Raw genomic sequence first — 23,793 nt, 5'->3', positions numbered from 1 at the left:
CACCCCCGATTCGGTCAAACACTTTCTTCAAAAAAAGTTCATCGAACGTTTGAACCGCAGGGAAGGCCAAGGAGAACCTCGTCTTGCCCTGACGATATGGGACGAATCCCTCCCGTTTCAACCGCCGCCGTCCGCATAGCGCTACCGCCTCCTCTCCGGCTTGATGATCTTACGGTTTGTTTACCACGCAGCGGCTAACCAGAAGCGGGTGCACGCTGGGCCGCAATGAGGCCGTCAGAAACCGGGAATTTCCAAGCAATGCCGACTCCGGCGATCAGTGTGGCAATGAGCGTCTACAACGGCGAACGCTATCTCGCGTCCGCCATCGAGAGCGTGCTCGCCCAGGACTTTACGGATTTCGAGTTTCTCATCGTCGACGACGGGTCCACCGACGCATCGCCACGGATTGTGCAGCACTACGCGGAAATGGATTCGCGCGTCCGGCCGATCCTGCGGGAGAATCGCGGTCTGATCGCCAGTCTCAACGAGATGGTCAAAATCGCGAAGGCGCCGGTCATCGCGCGCATGGACGCGGACGACATCTGCAGACCCAACCGTTTCTCGAGGCAGATCGCTTTTCTCGAACAGCATCCAGACTACGGAGTGGTGGGATGCTGGAGCGAGGACATCGGCGAGGAAGGGGAGCCCCTGATCTGCCATGGCATGGACGACCACCCGCTTACGCACGAGGAACTTCTCAGGGCCATAGAGATAGGCGGGCAGCTGATTTGCCATCCAGCGGCAGTGTTCCGGCGCGACATCATCCTTTCCGTCGGTGGCTACCATGCCGCTTTCCGGCATTGCGAGGATCTCGACCTGTGGTTGCGGCTGGCAGGGGTAACCAAGCTGGGGAACATCCCCGAACGGCTGCTGCGGTACCGACGCTATCCGGCACAGGTATCCTCCCGCCATGCAACCGAACAACAAATCGGCAGTGTGGTCGCGCGGATTGCCTGGGAAGAAAGGCAGGCTGGCCGCCCAGATCCCACAGCAACACTTGATCGCCTGCCGCCGATCGCTGACCTCGATGCATTGTTCGGACGGCCCGGCGTGTCCCGCAGGGTCCGCGAACAGGTTGCGCTCGGGGTGCGCTATTCGGCAAGCGCCATGCGAGGCAATGGATTCGATCTGCTTGTCAGCCACCTGCGCGACGGCGGCCGCCGTGACGGCATGTGGCGCACGGTCCTGCGGTTGCTGCGATTCGGTGAACCAGTACGCGCCTTGCGCCTGGCCTCCACTCTCGCCACCTCGCACGCGGCGTGACGACACCCGTGGTCGACGATGCCCCCCCTCCCCCGTCCGCACCGGACAGTGGACGCGGCCAAGCCAGCGTGAAATCGGCGGCACTGTGGGCGGCCGGCAGCCAGTATTCCCAGTTCGTCCTGCAATTCGTCACCTCGGTCATCATCTCCCGCTTCTTCCTGAAACCGGAAGAGATCGGCCTATTCTCGGTCGCGCTGGCGGCAGCGATGATCCTTTCGATCATTCAGGATTTCGGCCTCACCCGTTACCTCGGCCGCCATCCGACCGCAGATGAGGACACCGTGCGGCATTGCACCGTGATCGCGGTGTCCTTTTCCTTCATTCTTGCCGCACTGATCATGGCGGTCGCATGGCCGGTTGCGCTGTTCTACAGCGAACCTCGCCTGTTCGGCATTCTGGGACTGATCGCGGCGTCCTACCTGATCAATCCCTGGAGCATCGTTCCGGTCGCTCTGCTGTCGCGGCGCCTCGACTTTCGCGGGACCTTTCTGGTCAATTCCTCAGGCGCGATCGCCAACAGTGCCTGCGCGCTGACGCTCGCCGCCCTAGGCTTTTCCGCCGAATCGCTGGCCTGGGCAATGATCGCGCAGGCCGTCACGCGCGCCACGCTGGCGCAATTGCTTCGGCCGACACCGCTGAGCCGGAAAATCCGACTCGCACGCACCCGGGAAATTGTCGGCTTCGGATCCAGCAGCGCCCTGCTCTACCTTTCCGGCGGCATCGGCATGCGCACGCCCGACCTCATCGTCGGGCGCCTGCAAGGCATGAACGCGGCGGGCCTCTACAGCCGCGGCGTGGCGCTGGCAGCGCAGTTGCACTACCTCGTCGCCGGCGCGGTGGGCGCGATCTATTATCCCACGTTCGCCCGCCTGCGCGACGAGCACAAGGACCTCGGCCCCTATTACGAGCGCGTTGTTGCCGCCCATGGCGTGATCGTCTGGCCGGCCATGGCGCTGCTGGCAGTGCTGTCCGAGCCGGTGATCCTGCTGCTCTATGGGCCGGGGTGGGCCCAGGCTGCGCCGCTGCTCTCCTTCGTCGCCCTGGCGGAATGCTGCTTCGTGGCCCTGCCGCTCCACATGGACTTGCCGATCCTGCTGGGGAATTTGAAGAAGCTCCTTCACATCAACCTTGTCGATACCGCGCTTTCGGTGGCGACCCTTGTCGCGGGCGCAGCGATCAGCATCGAGGCCGCGGCCGCCTCCAGGTTCGTCTACGGCTTGGGGTGGTACTGCCTCTACGCCTTCTGGATGCGTGATCTGGTCGGTTTCCGTTGGCGCGCGATGCTACGCATATACTCGGCAAGCCTTGGCGTGGCCCTCATCACGATTCTGCCGGCGCTCTTCGCGGTGACAGTGTGGCGCAGCCCCTCTACACTGGGCTTCATCAACTTCGTGGTGACTGCCGCTGTCTCCGGCATGGCCTGGCTGTGCGCCGTCTTTCTGCTGCGTCACCCGGCACGCGAGGATCTGACGGGCATGGCTCTGCACGTGCTTCGCCCGGTCCGGGAACGTCTCAAGCTCCATTTTGTCTGAATCGTGGCGCTTCAGCCCCACTCGTGATACTGTTCCAGCCGGAAAAACATGGGGCGGACAACACGCCCAGTGGAGCAGGATATGTCTGGAACAGCGCTTGCGCTGGCGTTGCTGATCGCCGATCCGGTGATTCTGGGCACGACGCCAGTGCGCCCGACCGCGCCCGAAGATGCCGAAACGCTGCAGGGCGACGCGGATCTCTATGAACGCATGACCGTGAATGTCGCGGTAGAAGGCAGTGGACCATACCGTTTCCTGATCGATACCGGATCCCAGCGGACCGTGGTTTCGACCAGAGTCGCAGATAGCCTCGGTCTGATGCCGGGACCGCAGGTTCGCATCGTCAGCATGGCCGGAGAAGACCGGGTCGGCACTGCCCGCGTCGAGACGCTCGGCTTCGGACGACAGGAACTCTATGGGCTGGTCGTGCCGCTGCTGGACAACCAGCATATCGGCGCGGACGGCATCCTCGGCACCGACAGCCTGCAGGACCAGCGCGTGTTGCTTGACTTCACCAACAACACGATCGCGATTGGCGGAGCCCACGAGTTGGGGGGCAGCAGCGGTTATGAAATCGTCGTGCGCGCCCGCAAGCGTTCCGGCCGCCTCATCATGACCAACGCCACAATCGAAGGTGTACGGGTCGATGTCGTCATCGACACCGGCTCCAGCACGACGGTCGGTAACCTTGCCCTGCAACAGGCGATGCGCAGGAATACCATGAACGTTGCCACGCTCATGAGCGCGACCGGCCATGAAATCACCGCCGACGTAGGAACGGCGCGAGAGCTCAAGGTCAACAACCTGAGGATCAGCAACGTGGCCATCGCCTATGCCGATGCCCCGGCCTTTCGCGAACTTGGCCTGCGCTCGCGTCCCGCCATCTTTCTGGGCATGCGTGAATTGCGCGCGTTCAAGCGCGTCGCCATCGATTTCACCTCGCGCAAGATCCTGTTCGATCTGCCGGGATAATACGAGAGGCGATTGCGTCGGGCGGCGGGAACCCTAAATAACGCCGATGCCACCCGATACTACCGTCAACGATCCAAACGCCCGCCACGATGGCTGGCGCACCCTGCTGCGCTTTCTGCCCTACCTCTGGCCTGCAGATAACAAGGCACTGCGCTGGCGGATCGTGATTGCCTGCCTGTTCATCCTGGCATCGACCGGAACGCAGCTGACCCTGCCCTATCTGCTCAAGTGGGCTGTCGATGCGATGGGAGCGACCGGCCCCAAACTGGTGCAGCTCGCGATGTGGACGGTGCTGGGCTACGCCGCCGGTCGGCTTGCCCAGACCACGTTCGACAACATGCGCAATATCGTTTTCGAACGCGTCGGGCAGGATGCCACGCGTGCGCTGGCGGAGAACGTCTTCGGCCAGCTGCACCGCCTTTCGCTGCGCTTCCATCTGGCACGGCGCACCGGCGAGGTGACCAAGACAATCGAGCGCGGAACCAAGAGCATCGACACGATGCTCTACTTCATGCTGTTCAACATCGCGCCGACCGTGCTGCAGCTCGCAATCGTGGCGGTCATCTTCTATCTCAACTTCGGCATCGGTCTCGTCGCGGCGACCGCCGTGGCCATTGCTGCCTACATCTGGGTGACGCGCACGATCACCGAGTGGCGCACAAAGCTGCGCGAGCAGATGAACCGGCTCGACGGGCAGGCGCTGGCCCGCGCCGTCGATTCGCTACTCAACTACGAGACGGTGAAGTACTTCTCCGCCGAGCACCGCGAGGAAGAACGCTACGCGCAGGCCACGCGCGCCTATGCCAAGGCAGCCGTGAAGAGCGAGAACTCGCTCGGCATGCTCAACATCGCGCAGGCCGTGGTGGTAAACCTGCTGATGGCGGCCGCGCTCGCGTGGACCGTATGGGGTTGGTATCAGGGCAAATACACGGCGGGCCAGCTCGTCTTCGTGCAGACTTATCTGACCCAGCTGTTCCGTCCGCTCGACATGCTCGGCATGGTCTATCGTACGATCCGGCAGGGCCTGATCGACATGGCCGAGATGTTCCGCCTGCTCGATACAGATGTCGAAGTTTCTGACCGGCCGAACGCCCCTGCCCTCATCATCCGCAAGCCGTCGGTGATCTTCGACAACGTCGTGTTCGGATACGAGAAGGACCGCACGATCCTGCACGGCCTCTCGTTCGAGGTGCCCGCGGGCAAGGCCCACGCCGTCGTCGGCCCTTCGGGTGCGGGCAAGTCCACTCTCGCACGGCTGCTGTTCCGCTTCTACGATCCGCAAGAAGGGCGCATCCTGATCGACGGGCAGGATATCCGCAATGTCACGCAGGCGTCCTTGCGTGCGGCGATCGGCGTCGTCCCGCAGGATTCGGTGCTGTTCAACGACACCATCGGCTACAACATCGGCTACGGCCGCGACGATGCGACGCAGCCCGACATCGAGGCCGCCGCGCAGGGTGCCGCACTTATGGGCCTGATCGGCCGCCTGCCCAAGGGCTTCGAAACCGAAGTAGGCGAGCGCGGCCTCAAGCTTTCCGGGGGCGAGAAGCAGCGCGTAGCGATTGCCCGCACGCTGGTTAAGAACCCGCCGATCCTGCTGCTCGACGAAGCGACCAGCGCACTCGACACCCGCACCGAGCAGGACATTCTCGCCACTCTGCACCGCGTGGCCGAGCACCGCACCTCGATCTCGATTGCCCACCGGCTTTCGACCATCGCCGATGCGGACAAGATCCTCGTGCTCAACGAAGGGCGTCTGGCCGAAAGCGGCAGCCACGCGGAACTGCTGCGCTTCGGTGGCCTCTATGCCGAAATGTGGACTCGGCAGGCGGCTGAAGCCGAAGCGATGCGCGAGGCGGCGGAGTAACCGCCGTTTCAGCCTGCGGGTTGCACGATCCGCCCCGATAAGGCATGGCCGCGCGCACGAATTGCTGCGGGTGCGAAGGCGCTCGCCTTCCCGAAATCGGCCGAGCCTGCATCAACGAGTGGCACGGCCCCTTGCGGCTGGACGAACCTATGCCTTTCATCTCCAATTTCCGTCAGGACTGGCTTGGCAACATACGCGCCGACGTTCTTGCGGGGATCGTCGTGGCGCTAGCGCTGATCCCCGAGGCCATCGGCTTCTCCATCATCGCGGGCGTCGATCCGGCGGTCGGCCTGTGGGCCTCTGTCGCCATCGCCATCGTCATTTCGTTCACCGGCGGACGGCCGGGCATGGTCTCGGCGGCTACCGCCTCGGTCGCGGTTCTCGTCGGTCCGCTGGTGCGTGACCACGGCGTCGAATACCTCTTCGCAGCGACCATCCTGATGGGTGTGATCCAGATCGTCGCCGGACTGCTGCGCCTCAACCTGCTGATGCAGTTCGTTTCGCGCTCGGTCATCACCGGCTTCGTCAACGCGCTGGCGATCCTGATCTTCATGGCGCAGTTGCCGCAGCTGATGGACGTAACCTGGCACACCTATGCCATGGTTTTGGGCGGCCTCGCGATTATCTACCTGTTCCCGCGCGTAACGACAGCGGTGCCCTCCCCGCTGGTCTCGATCCTCGTTCTGTCGGTTCTCTCGATCGGGATGGGCCTGCCGGTTCACACCGTGGCCGATATGGGGGAGCTGCCCTCCGGCCTGCCCACCTTCGGGTTGCCACATGTGCCCCTGACCTTTGAAACGCTGCGCATCATCGCGCCCACCGCCGGGGCCATGGCCGCCGTCGGCCTGCTCGAATCGCTGCTGACCGCGCAGATCGTCGACGACATGACCGAGACCGATTCCTACAAGCGCTACGAGTGCCGGGGTCAGGGTATCGCCAATATCGTCGCCGCCCTGTTCGGCGGCATGGGCGGCTGTGCGATGATCGGCCAGTCGGTGATCAACGTTACTTCGGGAGGGCGCGGACGCCTCTCGACCTTCATCGCGGGCTTCTTCCTGTTCATCCTGCTCGCCATTCTCGGCCCCTGGGTCGGACAGGTGCCGATGCCCTCGCTGGTCGCGGTGATGATCATGGTGTCGATCGGCACTTTCTCGTGGAACTCGATCCCCAACCTGCGCCGCCATCCCTGGCAGAGCTCGGTGGTGATGATCACCACCGTGGTCGTCGTCGTCGCGACGCATGACCTCTCCATGGGGGTCGGCGCGGGCGTGCTGCTCTCGGGCATCTTCTTCGCGCAGAAGGTGCAGCGCCTGTTCCGCGTCGCCCGCGAAGTGAGCGCCGACGGCCAGACCGCGACCTACCGCGTCTCGGGCGAAATCTTCTTCGCCTCGGTCCACCGCTTCATCGAGCAGATGGAGACCGAGAAGGAAACCGCCCCCAAGGTCATGATCGACATGACCCACGCGCACCTGTGGGATATCTCCTCGGTCGATGCGCTCGACAAGATCGTGGGCAAGCTCGCCAAGGGCGGCGCCGACGTGAAGGTCATCGGCTACAACGAAGCAAGCGCCGACATCGTCGACAAGTTCGCCCTGCACGACAAGACCGGCTTCGAACTCGGAACGGTGCCGCACTGAGCGGCACCGTTCGCGAACGTCAGATCGCGTCCGGATAGACCGGCTTGATGTCGACCGGGATCGCATCCATCGACGCGATCGCCGCTTCGGCCTCCGGATCGAGCTTCGCCCATTTCGCCATGAAGGCCTTGGTGCCGTCATAGTCGCCGAGCGCCTGCAGCATCAGGATGTCGTGCAGCAGATCGCGCACGCCCTCCTGCATCTTCGCATCATCGACGGCGTAGCGTTTCGTAGCAGGATCGTAGGTGAAGGCTCCATGCGAACGCAGGTAAGCGTATTGCAGCGCCGCGCCCTTGCCATGTGCCTCGACCGCACCGAAGCGGACCGCGCGGAAGATGCCGGTGAAGTAGGTGGCGAAAAGCCGTGGCTTCTCGGCCGCCGGAATCTCGCCCTTCTGCATCATCAGCAGGATGTTCCACACACCCGCGACATCGGCCTTGGCCTCCTCGAGTGCGGAGTTCTGTTCCTTCAACGCCTTGTCGACGGTGGTCTTCTCGCCGTTGACCACGATCGTGCCCGGCCCGAGGCTGTGCGACAGTTCGTGGAACAGCGTTTCGTACTGCATGTACTTCTTGGCCACGAGCCCGGCCTGCGCCGGTTCAAGCACCAGCGCTCCCATCGGCTTCAGGATGCGCTCGAACTTCGCGCCCAGCACGTTCGAGAGGATCACCTTCTTGGCCCCCTTGGCCTCGCGCACGCGCTCGTCATTGGGCAGGTTGAAAGCCACCGTCTGCGGCCCGGGGACATTGTCGCCACCGCCGTGGACCTGCTCGGCCACGGCGATCGGGCTGGCAAAGCCGCGCTGGAAGTTCTTGTACTTGTCCTCGATCGGCAGGTTGGCTTCCATGTCCTTTAGGTAGTTCTTGTACTTGGCAAGCGCCGCCGATTCCGCCGGGTCCTTGAGCGTCACGAAGCTCTCGAACGCGGTTTTCGCCCCCATCAGGCGGTCGGTATAGACCTCGTAAGGCCCGATCGCGACTTCGATGGGCGTGTCCTTGAGGTTCATCCACGCCAGTTCGCTCTCGAAGTAGTCATCGGTGCGAAAGGCTTGCGCGCGCAGCGTGAGGAACTTCTTCAGGCTGGGATTGCTGGTCTTTGCCGCCGCCTGTTCGAGCAGCGCTGCCGCCGGTTCCAGCCACTGCTTGTACTCTACCGAATAAGGCACCGCGCCCAGCCTGTCCCCCTGCCGCTTCACCACGGTATAGGGGCTGAGCAGCGCCTCCTTCTGATCGGGATGCGCGGCAATGTACGCTTCCAGCTCGCTGCGCGTGAGGTCCTCCGGATAGAAGCCCGCGCCTTCGGGCATCGGCGTCGTGCCCCAGAACGGATGCAGCTCGGCCAGTTCGTCCCACGGCCCGAAATTCCGGTCGAACATCTCGACCAACAGGTCGCGGTCGGCGCGGCGGTTCATCGAAATCGCGCGGCGCACCTGCGGGTTTTCGGCATAGCGCTGGCGCAGATAGACCTCGCTCAGCAGGTCCGACGCCTTGATCAGCAGGTTCACGACATCGCGCTGCTCCGGGTTGAGAAAGGCGGTGTCGACATCCATCGGGATCGTCGCCAGCTTCGCCTTCTGCGCGGCAAGACTGTATGCCGGTTCGGCAGGCGCCGGGACCGGCGCGGACGCCACGTTAGCGGGCGCCTGCGCACAGGCCGCGCTCGCCAGCAGCAGGGCTGCGGGAGAAAGAAGCTTCATGGATTTCATGGGGGGATTTCCGTCAATTCAGAGATGACGGCACCCTACCCCTCTTGCGCATGGGCGCAACCCTGCCCTCAGAGCGGATCGAACTCCAGATGCAGGCTCTTGAGCGCCCGCAGCACGTAGGTCGGCTCATATTCGAAACGGCGCGCGCCTTCGGGGCCATGATGCGCTTCGGACAGGCGGATGTTGCCCATTCGCGCCAGCAGCCGTTCGATACTGGTCGCCACCTCGCGCCGGGCAAGCGGCGCGCCGATGCACGTATGCGCCCCGCGCCCAAATGCCAGGTGTTCCTTCAGCTTCGGCCGGTCCATGTCGAATACGTGCGGATCGGGGAAACGGCGCGGATCGCGGTTGGCGGCCATGTGGCTCATCAGGACCGGCGTTCCGGCCTTGATCTCCACGCCGCCCAGGGTGGTGCTCTTCTGGCAGATCCGGCCACCGCTCTTCACCGAACCGTCGTAGCGCAGCAGTTCTTCGATGAAGTCCTCGATGCGCTTCGAATTGGCGCGCAGTTCCGCCTGGATGTCGGGCCGCGTGGCGATGACCTTGAAGCCATTGGCCAGCAGACGGTTCGTCGTGTCCTGCCCCGCCCCGAACAGGAACGCGGCCAGCCCGGTCACGTCCACGAGTGACGGCTTCGAGCCGTCGGGAAATGTCGCCTGCGCCAGCTCGTTCAGAATGTCCTCGTGCGCCAGCAGACCTTGCAGCGGTCTCAGTAGGGGATTATTCGCCAGACGCCGCTTCGCAATCAGGCCGAACAGGTCTTTGCCCACCGGAACCAGCGGATTTTTCATCATGTCTTCCTTGGTGGCGTCCATCGGCACCGGCAGCGTGCCCTCAAGGAGACGGCGGCACTTGTCCCGCATCTTGTCCGAAAGACCCAGCAGGTCCGAGATGACGAGCGCACCGTAGGGGCCGCCGTACTGGCGCACGATATCGACTTTACCGTCCGCGTGGAACTCGTCGATGAGGCCTTCCGCCGTCGCCAGAAGCTGCGATTGAAGCTGTTTCAAACGGCTTGGCGTGAACAGCCGCGAGAGCACGGAGCGCAAGTCCGCATGCCGGTGCCCCCTCTCAGCGACGATCTGATCGGCAAAGTCGATCTTGCCCCGTGCTGCCTCCAATGCGTCTGCGATATCGTCACCCTCCGGCGCGAATGGCAGTTCGACGAGCCCGCCGGTCACCGCATTAATTTCGGAGAAGTGCTCGGTGTCCAGCATAAGCTGGACAGTCTCGTCATAGCCGACCACCGCCACAGCCCCCCGATACGGAAGGCGTACCACCGGCCCCTGCGCGCGCAGATAGTCAAAATAGGCGTGCGGATCATCGACCAGCGAAACGTCGGAATACCAGTCCGCATTTTCGTAAGACACGCAGTTCTTCTCCCGAAAGTCTTTATGATCCTTAGTGTATCATATTTCAATGACAGTAAAGAATCGCTTTGCATGTTAAAGGCCCCGGCATGCCCCTAGTCGAACCCGTCTTGCCCGCTGCCCTAGACCTCATCGGGATCGCCGTTTTTGCCCTGACGGGCGCCCTGGCGGCGGCCCGGCTCAAGCAAACGTTCGTAACCGTCGCCTTCTTCGCGCTGGTGACCGGCGTCGGAGGCGGCTCGGTACGCGACCTGCTGATCGGAGCGCCAGTATTCTGGGTACATGACGCCACCGTGGCGCCAGTATGCCTGGCCGTTGCGCTGGTGGCGTGGTTCACGCCTGTGCATTGGTGGGAAGGCCGCGCGCTGGACTGGGCCGACGCCCTCGGCCTGGCGGTCTATTCGGTTCTCGGCACGATCAAGGCGCTTGCGTGGGGCGTGCCGCCGGTCCCGGCCATACTAATGGGGGTGGTGACGGGGTGCGTGGGCGGCATCATCCGCGACGTGCTGGCGGGTTTGCCCTCAATCCTGATGCGTCCCGAACTCTACGTCACAGCTGCAGCGCTGGCAGCAGGGGTGGCCGCTGCAGGCATGGCCATCGGCCTGACACCGGGACTGACATGGACATTGGCTGTGGCGGCAGGCTTTGCCTTGCGCGGCGCGGCAATCCACTGGTCGCTCGGCCTGCCCACCCATCGGGGCGGCAACTAGCCCCTAGATCATAGCGCGACCATCGAGGGCGACCGAACGTATCTGTCCATTGTCGTCAACACTGCAGGCGTAGCCGCGCCCGTCTTCCAGATGGCCTTCGACACTGAAGCGCTCACCCATCCGGCGCACGTTGTCGACCGATCCGATGCGGCGGTCACCGCGTTCGATTTCGCTTGAGCATGCATCGACGGCGCTGTCGAAACTGGAGCCGATACGGGGAGTAGCCGCATAGTCCTGATCATTGTAACCAGACATGGGCGGGACTTCGGTATAGCCCTGTTCATCAGCGGGATCGTAGGGGTAGCGGGCAGGCTCTTCGCGCACGGCGTCCTTGCTCGATTTGCTGGCCGCACTCGCGATCGCAACGACCGCGCCGCCAATGAGCAGACCGGCAAGCAAATCGCCACCGTCGATCCCGTCATGATGATGGCGATGATGCCAGCCACCATAACCGCGCGCAAAGGCCGGGCTGGCCGTCATGGCCAGAGCCGCGAGCGCGGCAAGCGAAGCAGCGGTACGTGAACGCAAAATAGTCATTGGTGTCTATCCCACACCCGGCCTGCACACTGCATTCCGGCCCAGCTTTCGAAAGGTAGGCGGCTCATGCTTTCGTGACCATGAACCGCCATGGCAGGTGTCTACAAGTCACAGACCGCGGATGCCGGAGAAATCGAGATCGGCGATCCGGCCGCGGTAGTCGACCTTGCAGACGAACCGGCCCGAGTCATAGCCGCGCACGCCCCGGTTCCAGCCATAAGAGTGTCGCGCCTCGCGCCAGCCACGGTGCATGGTGTTCACGGCAATACGCCCTTCGACCTTGTAGCCGTAGCGCTTGCGATCGACGTCGCGGATATCGGTGACCCGGGCTCGGCTGCCGTAGCTGTACCGACTGGCCGTGCGCGTCGCAGCAGCCGCGCACCGCTGAACCGCGCGATCGGCATTCATTCCGCGATGGTGGCCACGATCATAGTCGCGGGCAAGCGCCGGAGTGGCTGCCGTAGCCGCCATGACACCGGCGGAGATGGTCCCGATCAGAGTCTTGGTAAAAGTCAGCATGGCTTGTCGTCCTCGTGTGCCTCCGGACCCATTGTCCGGCCATGAGGAAAATCTAGAGACCGCGCCGTGAGGTGGCGCTGAACCGGCCATGCAGACGGCGTTCAGATTAAAATCTATTTTTCTGAACGACCATTTTCATCCTTTGGCACCGTCAAAGCCGTCCACTGTGCAATGAAACTGAGGATATCGGCGCCTTCCTCAATCACCTTGTCCGTCGGCTTGCCCGAGCCGTGGCCCGCGCGCGTCTCGATTCGGATGATGTGCGGTTTGCCGCCTAGATCAGCCGCCTGCAGCGCTGCCGCGTACTTGAACGAGTGGCCGGGCACCACACGATCGTCGGTATCCGCAGTGGTGACGAGGATTGCCGGATAGGCCACGCCATCGCGGATGTTGTGATAGGGCGAATAGGCCCGTAGCACCCTGAAGTCCGCCTCACGGTCCGGATAGCCGTAGTCATCGACCCAATAGCGCCCTGCCGTGAAACGGTCAAAGCGCAGCATGTCCATCACCCCGACTTGCGCTACCGCCGCGGCGAAGAGATCGGGCCGCTGGTTGACGACGGCGCCCACCAGAAGGCCACCATTGGACCCGCCCTGAATCGCGAGGCCGTCCTTCTTCGCGATGCCCTGCCCGATCAGGAATTCGCCCGCTGCGATGAAATCGTCGAACACGTTCTGCTTGTTCGCACGGCGCCCGGCATCGTGCCATTCCCGCCCATACTCGCCGCCGCCGCGAAGGTTTGCGAGGGCAAAAGCCCCCCCCGCCTCAAGCCACGCCATGCGCGTCGCTGAAAAACCAGGCGTCAGAGCGACATCGAAGCCGCCGTAGCCGTAGAGCAGCGTCGGCACCGGCTTGCCCGCCTTGGCAACGGCCCTGCTTCGCACGATGAACATCGGCACGCGGGTACCGTCTTTCGACGTGTAGAACCGCTGTTCGACCAGATAGGCTTCCGGATCGTAACACAGGCTGGGCTGGGCAAAGGGCTCGCTCGCACCGGTCGCTATATTCATCCGGTAGATCGCGGAGGGGCAATTGAAGCTGGTGAAGGCGTAGAACGTTTCCGGGTCTCCGGGCCTGCCCCGAAAGCCCGAGGCGGTGCCGATCCCGCTGAGGGTGAGTGTGCGTCCGGGCGAACCATCCAGACCAATGATCTCCGCATGGCTCGCGGCATCCCGCATGTAATTGAGTACCAGCTGATCACCGACGATGCCCGCGCGCTCGAGGATGTCCTCGCGCTGGGCAACGACCTCGTTCCATTCAGGCACCGCGGCATCGAGATCGATCGAAACGAGCCGGTAGCGCGGCGCGTCCTTATTGGTGACGAACCATAAGCGCCGCCCCGCCCCTTCGACGAGCTTCCAGTCGTCCGCGAAGCCGGTGACCAATGGCCAGGCCTTCCACCCGTCGCGCTTGCGCTTCGCTAGGTCAACTACGTGCACTTCGTACCGCGCATCGGTCCCGACATGGCTGGTGATTATGGCAAGCCGTCCATCCTGCGTCACTTCCGCAGCGTGCCCGTAATCCGGATGATCGGGAGTCGCATAGACCAGTTCGTCCTGATCCTGCGGCGTGCCGAGACGGTGGAAATAGACCGCCTGATTGTAGTTGAGGGACTGGAACGCTGCACCTTGGTCGGGCGCGGGAAAGCGCGAATAGAGGAAGCCCTCCTCTCCCACCCATGCAAGACGCGTAAACTTGGCCCAGCGGATCTCGTCGGCCATAGGCACACCCGTCTTCACGTCGAGCACGCGCAGGATACGCCAGTCGCTCCCCCCGTCCTGCACGCTGTAGAGAAGATGACGTCCTTTTTCTGATGGCTCCCACGCATCCAGCGCCGTCGCCCCGTCCAAGGCCCACCCATTGGGATCGATCAGAAGCCTCGGCTCGCCCGACAATCCCTTGCGTACGAACAGCTGCGACTGGTTCTGCAGCCCACTGTTGCGCGTGTAGAAATAGTTTGGCCCCGCCTTCACCGGCAGACCGAAACGCTCGTATTCCATGAAGGCGCGCACGCGCCCGGCAAAGTGCGCGCGTTGCGGGAGGCCTGCCAGATAGTCTTCAGTCACGGCATTTTCGCGCGCAACCCAGTCGGCCACTTCGGGCGCGGTGCGCACATCGGCTTCAAGCCAGCGGTAGGGATCGGCGATCTGCTCTCCGAAATGGTCTTCAACGATCGGATCGCGGCGAGTCTCGGGATAAGTGATGTCAGGCATGGGTTCTGCCGAAATGGGGGCGGCGACCGCCAGCAACAAGCCCCCTACCCACGCCTTCAGGCGATGCATATCCTTCTCCCAAAACGCAAAAGCGGCCGCGAGCCTAGCACTCGCGACCGCTTTTCGTCATCTATGCAGATGAGAGGCTCAGGCCTCGGCCATTTCCTCGGCCTCGGCGTTCACCGGACCCGAATCCTGACCCTTGGCATCGGTATCACGGTCCACCAGTTCGATGATCGCGATCGGGGCGGCGTCCGACGCACGGATGCCGGCCTTGATGATGCGAGTGTAGCCACCGTTGCGGCCGGCATAACGCTCGGCAAGAACTTCGAAGAGCTTCTTTTCCTGCGTCTCGTCCATCAGGCGCGCATGGGCCAGACGGCGATTCGACAGGCCGCCACGCTTGGCGAGCGTGATCAGCTTTTCGAGGTAGGGACGCAGTTCCTTCGCCTTCGGCGTGGTGGTCTGGATCTGCTCGTGCTTGATGAGCGCAGCAGCCATGTTGCGCATGAGGGCGGCGCGGTGACCCGATGTGCGCTGCAGCTTGCGCTGACCATACTTGTGACGCATTGTACTATCTCCGTTCGTAAGGGGCCCGTGTCAGGTAGCCCGGTCCTGGCAGTCGCTTGAGGGGGACCGCCTTGCCCTGAAAACGATGATCCCGGCCGTGGCCGGGATCATGCTTGTCTGGTTTAGCCCAGCAGCTCCTGTTCGAGCTTCTTGGCCATCTCTTCGATGTTCTCGGGCGGCCAGCCCGGGATATCCATGCCGAGGCGCAGGCCCATCGAGGAAAGGACTTCCTTGATCTCGTTGAGCGACTTGCGGCCGAAATTCGGCGTGCGGAGCATCTCGGCCTCGGTCTTCTGGACCAGGTCGCCGATGTAGATGATGTTGTCGTTCTTGAGGCAGTTCGCCGAACGGACCGACAGTTCCAGCTCGTCCACCTTCTTGAGGAGGTAGCGGTTGAGCTGGTTGGCGTCGCTCTCTTCGGGAGCTGCGCCACCGGCCGAGGCCATGCCGATCATCGGCGAGGCGCCAACCGGAGCGATGTCCTCGAAGTGGACGAACAGCGCCAGCTGGTCCTGAAGGATGCGGCCGGCATAAGCCACCGCGTCTTCCGGCGCGACGGTGCCGTCGGTCTCGACCGTGAGGCTCAGCTTGTCGAAGTCGAGTTCCTGGCCGATGCGGGCGTTTTCAACCTTGTAGCTGACCTGACGTACCGGCGAGTACAGCGAATCGACTGGAATGAGGCCGATCGGCGCATCGACGGGACGGTTGCCGACAGCGGGGACATAGCCCTTGCCGGAATCGGCGGTCAGTTCCATGTTCAGCGTCGCACCTTCGTCGAGGTGGCAGATCACGAGATCCTTGTTCATGACCTCGATGTCGCCAGTGACGGCGATGTCGCCCGCCTTGACTTCGGCCGGGCCGGTCGCGGAGAGCTGAAGACGCTTCGGACCCTCGCCCTGCATCTTGAGCGCGATCTGCTTCACGTTCAGGACGATGTCGGTCACGTCTTCACGCACGCCGGCAAGCGACGAGAATTCGTGGAGCACGTTCTCGATCTTGATCGAGGTAATCGCCGCACCCTGCAGCGAGGAGAGCAGCACGCGACGCAGCGCGTTACCGAGCGTCAGGCCGAAACCGCGCTCGAGAGGTTCGGCAACGAACGTCGCCTTCAGCTTGGGGTCGGGTCCCGGCTTGATCTCAAGGCTGTTCGGCTTCTTGAGTTCCTGCCAGTTCTTGATGTTGACAGTCATGGACTTCCCCTGGGATTTCGATGGCGGTTACGTCCCAAAGCCTGGTGGAAAGGCCCGGGACGTTCCGAGGTAACCGAGCAGCGACCGGTTCGCTGCCCGGGAAAGGCTCGATCAGACGCGACGGCGCTTCGAGGGACGGACACCGTTGTGCGGGATCGGAGTCACGTCGCGGATCGAGGTAATCGTGAAGCCCACGGCCTGGAGGGCGCGCAGCGCGCTCTCACGGCCCGAACCGGGACCCTTCACCTCGACTTCGAGGGTGCGGACGCCATGTTCGGCGGCCTTCTTGCCGGCGTCGTCAGCGGCGACCTGCGCGGCGTAGGGAGTCGACTTGCGGCTACCCTTGAAGCCCATCATGCCGGCCGAGGACCACGAGATCGCGTTACCCTGGGCGTCGGTGATGGTCACCATCGTGTTGTTGAAGCTGGCGTTGACGTGAGCAATGCCGCTCGTGATGTTCTTGCGTTCGCGGCGCTTAATGCGCTGAGGTTCGCGTGCCATGTCCGTATATCCTGTCGATTAGTCGCTACAGAAACCGTAGATCGGCCCTGCTGCTTACTTCTTCTTGCCGGCGATCGGCTTGGCCTTGCCCTTGCGGGTGCGCGCATTGGTGTGCGTACGCTGGCCACGAACCGGAAGACCCTTGCGATGACGCAGACCGCGGTAGCAGGCGAGGTCCATCAGACGCTTGATGTTCATCGCGGTTTCGCGACGAAGGTCACCTTCGACCGTGTGGTCGGCGTCGATGGTTTCACGGATCTGCAGTACTTCGGCGTCCGACAAATCCTGCACACGGCGGGTGTGATCGATACCGAGCTTGTCGGCGATCTCGAGGGCCTTGGTACGGCCGATACCGTGGATATAGGTGAGCGCGATGATAACGCGCTTGTTGGTGGGGATGTTTACCCCGGCAATACGAGCCACTTAAATCTCCATGCTCCACAGGAGCCGCAATACCGGCCCCCATCTCAACGCTCAACACCCGAAACGGCAAGAGCCCGGCTGGCATTCCAGGAAGTGGCTACTGCACACTGTCCTGGGCCATCCGGTTTGCCGAAGCTGACGAGTGAAGGGGGCGCTTAGAATGATTCGCGAGGGGTGTCAACGCCCCTCGCACAGGAAACGCGGCGCCGCCCCCTGCCATCAGCAGCGGACGGTGCATCGCTGTCACTGTCACTTAACCTAAGATAGCCTTGCAGTCAAAAATACGCGTCGTCAGCGTCCTATGATCTCGCTCTTGCCGCCCTCAGGAGGGTTTTCCGGGAGCGGAAGGATATCCGCATCAGGCACCTTGGTTTCAGGCCTGGTCTCCGCGTCACCGGAGCTGGCAGGCATCGGAAATGCCGCAGCGAAGGCTCCACCCAGCTTTGCTGCAAGATGCTGAAGTTGCTCCCCGAGAACGCCGTCCACGGCCGGGGCAAGCTTCTCGTATGGCGTGCGGGCATAGCCGCCGACGACATATTCGAGCAGGACCTGTGTGCTCTTGCCGTCATTCACGGGATTGAGCTGGATTGTGAGGGTGCCGTTCACGGCATCGGCCTGCAGCGGCCCCAACGCCCCGCTCATCCGCAGAGCGCGCGGCCGCTCAATGTAGATGACCCGCATGTGCTCCACGCTGCCGCGGGCTGCCGCCTTGGGCGAGGCGGTGTTTGGCAGGATTTCGCAAAAACAGCCGCCAGCACGCCCATCAATCGACAGATTCGCAGCGTCGCCCGACCATGTATGATCGGCGTCCCACCACTCGGCCGGCTTGAGCAACAGGGTCCAGGTCTCCTCGACCGCAGCAGGCACTTCCACCAGATGCCGGACAACGAAGCCATTGCTGGAAACGGTCGCTACCTTTGCTTCCGCAGATGCACTCAAGCCTGCGACCATTACAAACCCCAGCAAGGAGATTAGCGCTTGGGCGAACGGTTTCATCGGCGGCTCCTGCTACAGCCTCATCTCTGCACCCTGCCTAACCGGCGCCGGACATTCAGGACGCGAGAATTGCCTCGATCGCGGCAGTCACGTCATCCATGTCAGCCATGCCATCGACCTTGCTCACAATCCCACGAGCCTCGTAGATCGGCAGGATCGGCGCAGTCTTGGCACGGTATTCCGCCAGACGCGTGCGCACGGTTTCGGCATTGTCATCCGGACGGCGCTTAAACTCGGTGCCGCCACACTTGTCGCAAGTGCCGGGAACCCTGGGCTGCTCGAACTTGTCGTGATAGCCCTTGCCGCAGGTCGCGCAGGTAAAGCGGCCGGTGATGCGCTCGACCAGCGCTTCCTCGTCCACACCGAGCTCGATCACGTGCGCCAGCGTACGTCCACGCGCTGCGAGAATCTCGTCCAGCGACTCAGCCTGCGCAGCCGTGCGCGGATAGCCGTCGAAGATGGCGCCCGCATCGGGCCCCATGGCGTCCAGTTCGTCGCCGATCAGGGCCGACACGATGGCGTCGGACACCAGCTCGCCACGTTCCATGACGGCCTTGGCCTCGAGCCCGGTTGGCGTTGCCGCCTTGACCGCTGCCCGCAGCATGTCGCCGGTGGAGAGCTGGCGCATGCCATGCTTCTCGACGAGACGCTGTGCCTGGGTCCCCTTGCCCGCTCCCGGCGGCCCCAGCAAAATTATGTTCACGCCTTACCCCTCAAAAATGCCTTATCATCTCCCGCCTTCAGCTCATGGCCTCAGCGCAGACGGCCTTTCAGTTTCGCTTTCTTTATGAGGTCGCCGTACTGGTGCGCCAGCAGGTGCGACTGAATCTGCGTGATCGTATCCACAGTCACGTTGACGACGATCAGCAGACTGGTGCCACCCATGAACAGGAGCGGCAAGCCTGTCATCGACAGGAAGTACTCAGGAACCGTGCAGACGATAGTGAGGTAGATCGCACCGATCACCGTCACGCGCGTCAGCACGTAGTCGAGATATTCAGCGGTGCGCGCGCCCGGGCGGATGCCAGGAATGAAGCCACCGTTCTTCTTCAGGTTGTCGGCCGTTTCCTCCGGATTGAAGACGACGGCGGTGTAGAAGAAGCTGAAGAACACGATACCTGCTGCGTACAGCAGCATGTAGAGCGGCTTTCCGTGGCCCAGGTACTGGTTCAACGACACCACGACCTTGCCCATCGTCGATTCCGGGCTCAGCGAATTGCCGGCGAACTGCGTGATGGTCAGCGGCAGCAGCAGCAGCGAGCTTGCGAAGATCGGAGGGATCACGCCCGCGGTGTTGAGCTTGAGCGGCAGGTGACTGCGATCCGCCTGCATCATGCCACGCTGGGTGGCGCGCTTGGGATACTGGATCAGCAGACGGCGCGTGGCACGCTCGAAGAAGCAGATCAGCAGGATCATCGCGATGATCAACGCGATCAAAGAAATGATCAGGACCGAACCCGTGTCACCAGCACTGTAGGCTTGGCCAAGGTTGCTCGCGAAAGTCGGCATCTGGGCGACAATGCCCGCCATGATGATCAGCGACACGCCGTTGCCGATCCCGCGCGAGGTGATCTGCTCACCCAGCCACAGCAGGAACATGGTGCCACCGACCAGCGAGATGACCGCGCCGACGCGAAACATCACGCCCGGATCGACCACCGCCTGCAGGCCACTCGAAGCACCATAAGCCTCCAGGCTCACGGCAAGGAAGTAACCCTGCAGGGCGCAGAGGCCGACAGTGCCGTAGCGCGTGTACTGGTTCAGCTTCTTGCGACCGGCCTCGCCTTCCTTCTTCAGCGCCATTAGCGCCGGATGAAGCGACGCAGCCAGCTGCACCACGATCGACGCGGTGATGTATGGCATGACGCCGAGCGCGATGAGGCTCATGCGCGAGAGAGATCCGCCCGAAAAGGTGTTGAACAGGTCGAGAATGCCGCCCTGCGTCTTGCTGTAGAGCGATTCGAGGATCAGCGGGTTCACACCCGGCAGCGGCACGAAGCTCAGAAAGCGGAAGACGATCAGCGCGCCGATCGTAAACCAGATGCGGTTCTTGAGCTCGGTCGCCTTGGAAAAATTGGCCAGGCTGAGCGAGCTTGCGATGTTGTCGGCGCGAGAAGCCATGACTTACAGAATGCCTCGAATTGTCTTGTCGGATTCGGCCTTAGCGACTGCCGTCTGCCTTGTCGAACCCCGGAGCGGAACTGGCCATATAGACATTCGTAGAATGTCTGAAAGCCCTGTCCCCAGAAAACCACTGCCACGAAGGACGCATGTCCCGAAAAGCACAGGAGGGCGAAGCGCCAGGCGCCCGCCCTCCCGGTTTCTTCAGGCTACGATGCCTATCAGGCCTCGACGGCTTCCTTGGCAGGAAGGATCACCGAACCGCCAGCCTTTTCGACCGCAGCGACGGCGCCCTTCGAGGCACCGGCAACGTTGAACTCGACCTTGGCGGTCAGTTCACCCTTGCCGAGCAGGCGCACACCGTCCTTGCCGCCACGAGCAAGACCGGCGCCCTTCAGGGCCGCATGATCGACAGTGGCCGAGATGTCGAGCTTGCCGGCGTCGATCGCCTGCTGCACGAGACCCAGGTTCACTTCTGCATAGTCCTTGGCGAATTTCTTGTTGTTGAAGCCGCGCTTCGGCAGGCGCATGTGAAGCGGCATCTGGCCGCCCTCGAAGCCGGCGATCGAAACGCCCGAGCGCGCCTTCGCACCCTTCTGGCCACGACCGCTGGTCTTGCCCTTGCCCGAGCCGATGCCACGGCCGACGCGCATGCGGCGGTGACGGGCGCCCGAGTTGTCGCGGATATCATTCAGTTTCATAGTCTGCACTCGCTTTCGCTTTTGTCGCGCTTGATGGGAAGCGGCGCCCCTAGCGGATGCCGGTACAAATGTCACGCCCCCTTTTCAGCGATTCGCGCAAAGGCTACCCAAGGGCAGTCCCGCCCGTTTCCCCGGAGCCAGTTCTTGCCCGTTTCCAGCGGCTGCCGCCAGCCTACCGTTTCGTTCGGGCCATTGCCCTTTGCGGTTCTGCTCCTTGCCGCGTTCGTCCTGCGCGCCAGTACTTTCGGCGATCCCAACGTGGGCGGAGACGAGACGTTCTATCAGACTGTGGGCATCGCCATGCACCACGGCGCGGTTCCCTATGTCGATGTGTGGGACCGAAAACCGTGGGGGCTGTTTTTCCTCTACTACCTCATCACCGGCATTTCGACGAAGCCGATAGCGTACCAACTCGTAGCGACCGCGTTTGCCGCAACGACCGCCTTTGTCATCGGGCGCATCGCCCTGCTCTGGACCAATCGCCAAGGCGCGGTGCTGGCCGGCCTGACCTATCTTGTCTTTCTGACACCGTTTCAGGGCTACGGCGGCCAGAGCCCCGTCTTCTACAACCTGTTCATCGCGCTGGCGGTGCTACTGGCACTGCGCGCCACACCCACCTTGCGCAAAGGACTCGTGCCCGCGAGCAGCCACTTGGCCATGCTGCTGGCCGGGATCGCGATCACCATAAAGACCACGGCCTTTTTTGAAGCCGCGTTCGTAGGTCTATGGTGCAGCAGCGTGCTGCTAGGCTCGCCCCGGTCGAGACGCCCGCCGGGCCTTACCGTTGCAGTCTGGGCGCTTACCGGTGCCGCACCATTCCTTCTCATTGCAGCGATCTACGCCCTTGCGGGCGACTGGGCGGTCTACTGGAACGCTATGATAACATCGAACTTTGCCAAGACGACCAACTGGCCTTCTTCGGCGATCCGTTTCGCGATCATGTTCTCACGCCTCGCCCCCCTGCTGGTGGTCGCCGTTCTCGCTCTCCCCGAAATGCCGGACCGCAGCCGCCGGTTCATGCTGCTGTGGCTGCTCGCTGCTTTCATCGGTGTCGCCTCGACCCCGCATTTCTTCATGCATTATGCACTGCCGTTCCTGGTGCCTTTGAGCGTCGCCAGCGCCGCCTTTCTTGGCCGCAAATGGATCGGCCCCTTCGCCCTCGCCGCGATCAGCTGGCTCGCGCTGAGCGGCAGTCAGGTTCTGGACTTCGCCCACGCCCGCCGCTCCCGCGCCGCCTTCGCGGAACTGAGCCAGGCCATCCGCACGCATGACGACGGTGGCCCACTGTTCGTCTTCGACGGCCCGCACCAGCTCTACACGATGACCGGCACGGCGTTCCCTACGCCTCTGGTCTTCACCGCACACCTTGGCGATCTGAAGGAAAAGGACGTCAGTACCTTGTCGACGCTCGGGGAGGTAAAGCGGGTGCTCGCGATGCGGCCCAGCACTATCATAGCCGCTCCACGGCCGCGGCAAGGGCCACCTAACCTTGAAACCGACAATATCGTGCGCGCCTATTTTCACGCCCACTGCAAGCTCGTGGCGCGCGTTTCGGCACCCGACTGGCTAAACGAAAATACTGTGGATGTATGGGCGAACTGCCGCAAGCCTCCTGCTCCGGGCGCACGGAAGCCCTGACGCCGGTTTACGTTCCCCCGATCCCCACCACCAGCTTGGCGCTTTCGGGCACCGGCGTGCCGAACGCATCGCGCGCCGGCGCCCAATGCACGATGTCTATCGCCAGATCGCACAGCTCCTTGTCGAACTCAGGCGAATTCGAGCCAGGTTCCATGCGGCAGGACGTCGAGTTGCCCTTCGCATCAATGTCGAACAGGACGTCGTGGCGCGAGAACGGCCGCTGGCTCAACACCTTGTCGTAGCGGTCCTTGAGTTCGGCCAGCGCGTGATTCAGCTCGGACAGGCTGGCGTCCTCCCACCTCGGCTTCTGGCGCAAGTTTGCGAACTCTTCCTCGGTTACCAGTGGGCGCAGACGCCGGATCATGCCCGACCAGCGCATGATCCGCGCGACCTGCAGCGGTGATTCGCGGTCAATCGCGGTCTGGCATGATCCGCCGGTAGGGCTCGCCTTGGCCTGCAGCAACGCTTCGGCAGCAGGCCAACGATGATAGGCAACTGCCCAGGCCAGCGGCGTCATACCGAACATATCGGGCGAGTTCACATCTTGCTTGTCACGGTTGATCAGCACATTGATGTCGTAAACCGAGCCGCGTCGCGCCGCCGCCCCCAAGCCATAGGCCATGCGCGCCGGCCCCAGTTCCGCGAAGCCGTAAGGCAGTTCGATACCCTTTTCACCGGCATCGGAAAAATCGGGACTGGTCCCCGCACGGTCCAGTTCCCGGCAGATGTCGGCATAGGGGTAACGTGGATCGGACAGGACGGCCGCATTGTAGCGTCGACCGAAATCGGTCACTTTGTCGTCCGGCCCTTTCCCCAGCGCGGCCGCTTCATCTGGCACAAAGGCCAGCGCGCGCACAGTCCATGGCCTCAGCCCGCCCAGCACACGGCATTGTGCATCATAGAGTTCAGTAGTGACGCCATCTGGCGTGGTCGCTGCAGCGAGGCGGTAGTCACCGGCATCAATGGCCTTCTTCGCTTCCTGCGCCGGATCCGGTTGCGATCCACGAACTGCCTTGAACAGCGCCTCATCCGAACGACGCATCTCCGCAAGTCTTTCGGGATTCGCCCGAAAGTCGCCGCAATGCGCCACTTCAGCGCCGTCCGTCATGACATCGGGCTGCGTCTCGCCAGGTGTGCACCCGGCGACCGCCATGGACGCAAGACACGCAGCGCCGATGGCGAATCCCTTGACCTTCAAGACCTGCTCCAGATTGGAATGACCGGGCCTGCGCGCATAGCACAGACGCGAGCCGGGGAAAGAGGGCGAGAGGAAGACGCCACCCAAACGAAAGGCCCCGGCGTTTCCACCGGGGCCTTCCTGATTTCGT

General features: G+C 63.0%; 21 protein-coding genes. 7 read left to right on the top strand and 14 right to left on the bottom strand.

What is annotated here, in order from left to right:
- Positions 1–225: 225 nt before the first annotated feature.
- The 5 genes from MTR64_RS17520 (at position 226) to MTR64_RS17500 (ending at position 7,271) form a co-directional block, all read left to right on the top strand.
- A complete protein-coding gene (locus MTR64_RS17520) occupies positions 226–1,263 on the top strand; it encodes a glycosyltransferase (protein ID WP_327194288.1) in 1,038 nt (345 codons plus the stop codon).
- Positions 1,260–2,795, top strand: a complete 1,536-nt coding sequence (locus tag MTR64_RS17515) for an oligosaccharide flippase family protein (protein WP_243995797.1) — start codon at positions 1,260–1,262, stop codon at positions 2,793–2,795. The genes MTR64_RS17520 and MTR64_RS17515 overlap by 4 nt, the downstream gene beginning before the upstream one ends.
- An 81-nt stretch (positions 2,796–2,876) precedes the next feature.
- Positions 2,877–3,767: an aspartyl protease family protein gene (locus tag MTR64_RS17510; RefSeq protein WP_243995796.1), complete on the top strand. Its 891-nt coding sequence runs from the start codon at positions 2,877–2,879 to the stop codon at positions 3,765–3,767.
- Between the two features lie 46 nt (positions 3,768–3,813).
- Positions 3,814–5,634 (top strand): ABCB family ABC transporter ATP-binding protein/permease, encoded by a 1,821-nt coding sequence (locus tag MTR64_RS17505; protein WP_243995795.1) that lies wholly within the window; start codon positions 3,814–3,816, stop codon positions 5,632–5,634.
- 149 nt (positions 5,635–5,783) lie between these two features.
- The gene (locus MTR64_RS17500; protein ID WP_243995794.1) at positions 5,784–7,271 is read left to right on the top strand and encodes a SulP family inorganic anion transporter; all 1,488 of its coding nucleotides are present in this window, start codon (positions 5,784–5,786) and stop codon (positions 7,269–7,271) included.
- 19 nt (positions 7,272–7,290) lie between these two features.
- Here MTR64_RS17500 and MTR64_RS17495 read toward each other — a convergent pair whose 3' ends face one another.
- Positions 7,291–8,967, bottom strand: coding sequence for a dipeptidyl-peptidase 3 family protein (locus tag MTR64_RS17495; RefSeq protein WP_243995793.1), 1,677 nt, complete (start codon positions 8,965–8,967; stop codon positions 7,291–7,293).
- Positions 8,968–9,044: 77 nt separating this feature from the next.
- Complete coding sequence (locus MTR64_RS17490) at positions 9,045–10,346, bottom strand: cytochrome P450 (protein ID WP_243995792.1); 1,302 nt, start codon at positions 10,344–10,346, stop codon at positions 9,045–9,047.
- Between the two features lie 89 nt (positions 10,347–10,435).
- Here MTR64_RS17490 and MTR64_RS17485 point away from each other — a divergent pair, with 89 nt between their 5' ends.
- Positions 10,436–11,056, top strand: coding sequence for a trimeric intracellular cation channel family protein (locus MTR64_RS17485; RefSeq protein ID WP_243995791.1), 621 nt, complete (start codon positions 10,436–10,438; stop codon positions 11,054–11,056).
- A gap of 3 nt (positions 11,057–11,059) precedes the next feature.
- Here MTR64_RS17485 and MTR64_RS17480 read toward each other — a convergent pair whose 3' ends face one another.
- The 11 genes from MTR64_RS17480 to rplO all read right to left on the bottom strand — a co-directional run bounded on the left by MTR64_RS17480 (position 11,060) and on the right by rplO (position 20,827).
- Positions 11,060–11,593 carry a hypothetical protein gene (locus MTR64_RS17480; protein WP_243995790.1) on the bottom strand — a complete coding sequence of 178 codons (534 nt, stop codon included), beginning with the start codon at positions 11,591–11,593 and terminating at the stop codon, positions 11,060–11,062.
- Positions 11,594–11,701: 108 nt separating this feature from the next.
- Positions 11,702–12,112, bottom strand: coding sequence for a hypothetical protein (locus MTR64_RS17475; RefSeq protein WP_243995789.1), 411 nt, complete (start codon positions 12,110–12,112; stop codon positions 11,702–11,704).
- A 113-nt stretch (positions 12,113–12,225) separates the two neighbouring features.
- Positions 12,226–14,325, bottom strand: a complete 2,100-nt coding sequence (locus MTR64_RS17470) for a prolyl oligopeptidase family serine peptidase (protein WP_243995788.1) — start codon at positions 14,323–14,325, stop codon at positions 12,226–12,228.
- 147 nt (positions 14,326–14,472) lie between these two features.
- Entirely contained in the window at positions 14,473–14,895 is a 423-nt protein-coding gene (rplQ, locus tag MTR64_RS17465; RefSeq protein WP_067738591.1) for a 50S ribosomal protein L17, read from the bottom strand.
- Between the two features lie 122 nt (positions 14,896–15,017).
- Complete coding sequence (locus tag MTR64_RS17460; protein ID WP_243995787.1) at positions 15,018–16,085, bottom strand: DNA-directed RNA polymerase subunit alpha; 1,068 nt, start codon at positions 16,083–16,085, stop codon at positions 15,018–15,020.
- A gap of 111 nt (positions 16,086–16,196) precedes the next feature.
- Positions 16,197–16,586 carry a 30S ribosomal protein S11 gene (rpsK, locus tag MTR64_RS17455; RefSeq protein ID WP_007011846.1) on the bottom strand — a complete coding sequence of 130 codons (390 nt, stop codon included), beginning with the start codon at positions 16,584–16,586 and terminating at the stop codon, positions 16,197–16,199.
- Between the two features lie 54 nt (positions 16,587–16,640).
- A complete protein-coding gene (gene rpsM, locus MTR64_RS17450) occupies positions 16,641–17,009 on the bottom strand; it encodes a 30S ribosomal protein S13 (protein WP_067738597.1) in 369 nt (122 codons plus the stop codon).
- A gap of 291 nt (positions 17,010–17,300) precedes the next feature.
- Positions 17,301–17,948, bottom strand: a complete 648-nt coding sequence (locus tag MTR64_RS17445) for an SRPBCC family protein (protein ID WP_243995786.1) — start codon at positions 17,946–17,948, stop codon at positions 17,301–17,303.
- A gap of 112 nt (positions 17,949–18,060) precedes the next feature.
- Positions 18,061–18,708, bottom strand: coding sequence for an adenylate kinase (locus tag MTR64_RS17440; RefSeq protein WP_243995785.1), 648 nt, complete (start codon positions 18,706–18,708; stop codon positions 18,061–18,063).
- A gap of 50 nt (positions 18,709–18,758) precedes the next feature.
- Entirely contained in the window at positions 18,759–20,126 is a 1,368-nt protein-coding gene (secY, locus tag MTR64_RS17435) for a preprotein translocase subunit SecY (protein ID WP_243995784.1), read from the bottom strand.
- A 221-nt stretch (positions 20,127–20,347) separates the two neighbouring features.
- Positions 20,348–20,827 carry a 50S ribosomal protein L15 gene (gene rplO / locus MTR64_RS17430; RefSeq protein WP_243995783.1) on the bottom strand — a complete coding sequence of 160 codons (480 nt, stop codon included), beginning with the start codon at positions 20,825–20,827 and terminating at the stop codon, positions 20,348–20,350.
- A 144-nt stretch (positions 20,828–20,971) separates the two neighbouring features.
- On the opposite strand from rplO, the gene MTR64_RS17425 reads away from it, so the two are divergent.
- Positions 20,972–22,465 (top strand): hypothetical protein, encoded by a 1,494-nt coding sequence (locus MTR64_RS17425; RefSeq protein ID WP_243995782.1) that lies wholly within the window; start codon positions 20,972–20,974, stop codon positions 22,463–22,465.
- Positions 22,466–22,472: 7 nt separating this feature from the next.
- Here MTR64_RS17425 and MTR64_RS17420 read toward each other — a convergent pair whose 3' ends face one another.
- A complete protein-coding gene (locus tag MTR64_RS17420) occupies positions 22,473–23,663 on the bottom strand; it encodes an ankyrin repeat domain-containing protein (RefSeq protein WP_243995781.1) in 1,191 nt (396 codons plus the stop codon).
- Between the last annotated feature and the right edge of the window lie 130 nt (positions 23,664–23,793).

The sequence above is a fragment of the Novosphingobium album (ex Hu et al. 2023) genome (genome assembly GCF_022832385.1).
Classification (GTDB): Bacteria; Pseudomonadota; Alphaproteobacteria; order Sphingomonadales; family Sphingomonadaceae; genus Novosphingobium; species Novosphingobium album.
The sequence above is the reverse complement of the archived record's forward strand: the minus strand, read 5'-3'. Positions and strand labels throughout refer to the sequence as shown.